The following is a 2,733-nucleotide window of genomic DNA, read 5'->3' as shown; positions in this document are numbered from 1 at the left end:
ATCCCCAATGTACTGCGCACAAAAGCCCGCTTGATTATCATGTACCGTGAGGAGCACGGACCGTTTGCATCCGTGGACGAGCTCCTAAACGTCCAGGGCATTGGCCCCGAAACGCTCGAATCCATGCGGCCGTACATATACGTATAAAATAAGCCCTCCGGTCATTCGGAGGGCTTTTTGCTACAATAAATCGTGCGGGTCCACGCCAAGGGCGTCAGCAATAGCCAACACGTTTCGCGCCGTCATATTTCCCACGTCGGATTCTCCTCTCTCCGCCCGCTGGATCAGGCGGAGAGCCACACCTGACGCATCGGCAAGCTCGGTGACGGACATGTTGTTAACAAGTCTGTACCACTCCAGTTTGGATATGGCCCGGCCGTGGCAGTCTCGGTTGTAGCTGGATAAGGAGCACGCCGCACAGTTTCCGTCCTCCCGCTGGCAGTCCCCGTATTTACGCCTTTTCATCATTTTCCCCCTTTTTCGTCCGCTCGTACTGTTTTGTTGATGCTTATACTATATACCAGGGCGAGGATATAGTCAAGATAAAATGATAATATTTACATTTTATTTTTAAAAACCTCTTGACAAGATGATAATATTATCATATAATATAAATGTACCAAGGAGACAATAAAAAACAAAGGAGAGAACGAAATGAAAAGAATCAGCATTGACAACGGTTACCACTTTGTAGACCCCGCAGAGGCAATTGAGGCAATGGATTGGGATGTGATCGTAAACATGATGGACGACGAGACAAGGGAGCGCGTGCACGATGAGATCGCACCTTGCACGGAGCTGGAATTTTTGGTCAAATATTTAGAGCTGGCCGACGACGATCTGGTTATCGGTTAAAAACAAAAAGCCCCGGAACCGTAATGGCTCCGGGGTATTAGAATTAAGCTGTAAATAGCGAAATATTCTCCGCGCGTTTGCTCCATAGGATAGATTTTACTCCATAATTATTGAAGCCTTCTACCACTCCTTTTGCAATCCTATTTTGATCATTTAATAGAACAATCAATTGGCTGTCTTTTTTTCTTGCGGGTTTGGTGTCTTGCCAAGCAAATAAGGTACTCTCCATGCTGTTTTTATTCGGAACGTTAATCGCTTTACATAACCGTTCCGGCTTTGTTTTGCTACGCTGTAGCAGAAAATCATAATTGTGATAGAAGCCTGATCTTCCTATAAACTGAACGTCATCAGAATAATAAATGTCTTTTTTCTGAAAAAAAGCTTGGATATCATCTAAAAAATAGCTAGATGTTCTCGATTTGGATATTGTAAACATATCATCTATACGTAAAATGGCTTGAATAAATAAATGCTTCTTTTGGGCAAAAGATGAAACGGATGACTTTCCGATTAATTCATCTCCATTTAATGAAATACCATACTGAAAAAGGATCTTTTTTAAACGCTCTTTCCGAGCAGGTGTAAACTCAAATCCATTCATTTTTAAACCTTGCAGAGTTGCGCTATCATCAGAGAAATAAATTTCATCATCGATTTGCTTTATATAAATTTGCAAATAATCATTTGCATTATCTAGAAATGGAGTTGTAATCTCATAATACTCTCCAATTTTCTCTATAACAATTTCTTGCTTTAACCAATCTATATACCCATTAACCAATTTTTGAATATCCAAGATTACACCCCCCTTGAGCTAAATTGAATCCATAGAATATTGTATTTCGGGTTTTTTGATCACATTAAACCTATCCAGAAAAGCCAAGGTATTAATTATATAATTTTCATCTTTTACATTTTCGGCAGGAAACGCCAATTGTTTTCCATATTTTTCGGTATAGATATGCCAATGAGACCCTACTATTTTACTTCCGTCTGGGTTATAGTGAACATTTGATGGGTTTATATGAAGTTCTAAAAGGACAATACTATTCTTCTTAATCCTGGCGCCAATATTATATTTGGTTAATTTAATTTTTCCTCGATATATCAAAACTGTAAAAACAGTATCGCTTGTGTCGCCAATCACGTCAAACTCTTTTGATTGTCCTGCTTCTGGAAAGTCAAGTATACTTATCAAACTTAACTTTGCTAATTTTAATAATTCTTCTGCTTCTGTCTGCGTAAGCGTATATCCATTCATAATTTCTCCTCCAGCCCCGTAAAGCATCTCTACATTACCATCATTTAGGACGATATTCAAGAACTTGGAGGAAGAATTACGAAATAATCGTGTAATACAAGTATTATTCAATTAAAATTTATTATACCACATATTTTTATAAAGTTCTGCAAAATTTGTGCAAGAAATAAACAATAGCCCCGGAGCCATTACGGTTCCGGGGCTATTGTTTTATTATTCGCTCTTTCTCTTTTGTTTATAAATTTGATTGACGTAAACCGCCGTGCCTGCGCACAAGACACCCTGCACAAAGGCGGTCAATACGGCGGTCAGCCAGTCGCCTGCCGTGCCAAGGGGGCTGTTTGCAAAGACGCTCAACGCCGCAACGATGATTCCGATCAGGCCGAGGATCGCGGGAATAAATTTGTCCGGCACAGCCTGCGCGCGCTTTAGGATTGCGCCCAGGATAAGCAATACCGGGACAAGTACGAGCAATTCCGGCCGAATAAAGCTCTGGATGTTTTCGATCATGTCCATAAATTACCCCTTTCCGCCCGCCGCTTCGGTGGGCAGGTTCATAATGTCGTCATACGCCTGTTTCCCGGTCCCGTTGCCGCCCAGGGCGGCGTAAGGCCGGA

Annotated in this window: 6 protein-coding genes; 2 read left to right on the top strand and 4 right to left on the bottom strand. The window is 41.4% G+C overall.

Going from position 1 to position 2,733, the window contains the following annotated elements:
* Window positions 1-147: a ComEA family DNA-binding protein gene (locus WMO26_RS13385; protein ID WP_349221135.1), complete on the top strand. Its 147-nt coding sequence runs from the start codon at window positions 1-3 to the stop codon at window positions 145-147.
* 33 nt (window positions 148-180) lie between these two features.
* On the opposite strand, the gene WMO26_RS13380 is transcribed toward WMO26_RS13385, so the two are convergent.
* Window positions 181-465, bottom strand: coding sequence for a helix-turn-helix domain-containing protein (locus WMO26_RS13380; protein WP_349221134.1), 285 nt, complete (start codon window positions 463-465; stop codon window positions 181-183).
* Between the two features lie 189 nt (window positions 466-654).
* Between WMO26_RS13380 and WMO26_RS13375 the strand changes: the two genes are divergently transcribed.
* Window positions 655-855, top strand: a complete 201-nt coding sequence (locus tag WMO26_RS13375) for a hypothetical protein (protein ID WP_349221133.1) — start codon at window positions 655-657, stop codon at window positions 853-855.
* Between the two features lie 43 nt (window positions 856-898).
* On the opposite strand, the gene WMO26_RS13370 is transcribed toward WMO26_RS13375, so the two are convergent.
* The 3 genes from WMO26_RS13370 to WMO26_RS13360 all read right to left on the bottom strand — a co-directional run bounded on the left by WMO26_RS13370 (window position 899) and on the right by WMO26_RS13360 (window position 2,632).
* Window positions 899-1,651 (bottom strand): DUF1829 domain-containing protein, encoded by a 753-nt coding sequence (locus tag WMO26_RS13370; RefSeq protein WP_349221132.1) that lies wholly within the window; start codon window positions 1,649-1,651, stop codon window positions 899-901.
* Window positions 1,652-1,669: 18 nt separating this feature from the next.
* Window positions 1,670-2,116 carry a DUF6978 family protein gene (locus WMO26_RS13365; RefSeq protein WP_349221131.1) on the bottom strand — a complete coding sequence of 149 codons (447 nt, stop codon included), beginning with the start codon at window positions 2,114-2,116 and terminating at the stop codon, window positions 1,670-1,672.
* Between the two features lie 213 nt (window positions 2,117-2,329).
* Window positions 2,330-2,632, bottom strand: coding sequence for a phage holin family protein (locus WMO26_RS13360; protein WP_349221130.1), 303 nt, complete (start codon window positions 2,630-2,632; stop codon window positions 2,330-2,332).
* Window positions 2,633-2,733: the final 101 nt, after the last annotated feature.

The organism is Solibaculum intestinale (assembly GCF_040096205.1).
GTDB lineage: Bacteria > Bacillota > Clostridia > Oscillospirales > Acutalibacteraceae > Solibaculum_A > Solibaculum_A intestinale.
The sequence above is the reverse complement of the archived record's forward strand: the minus strand, read 5'-3'. Positions and strand labels throughout refer to the sequence as shown.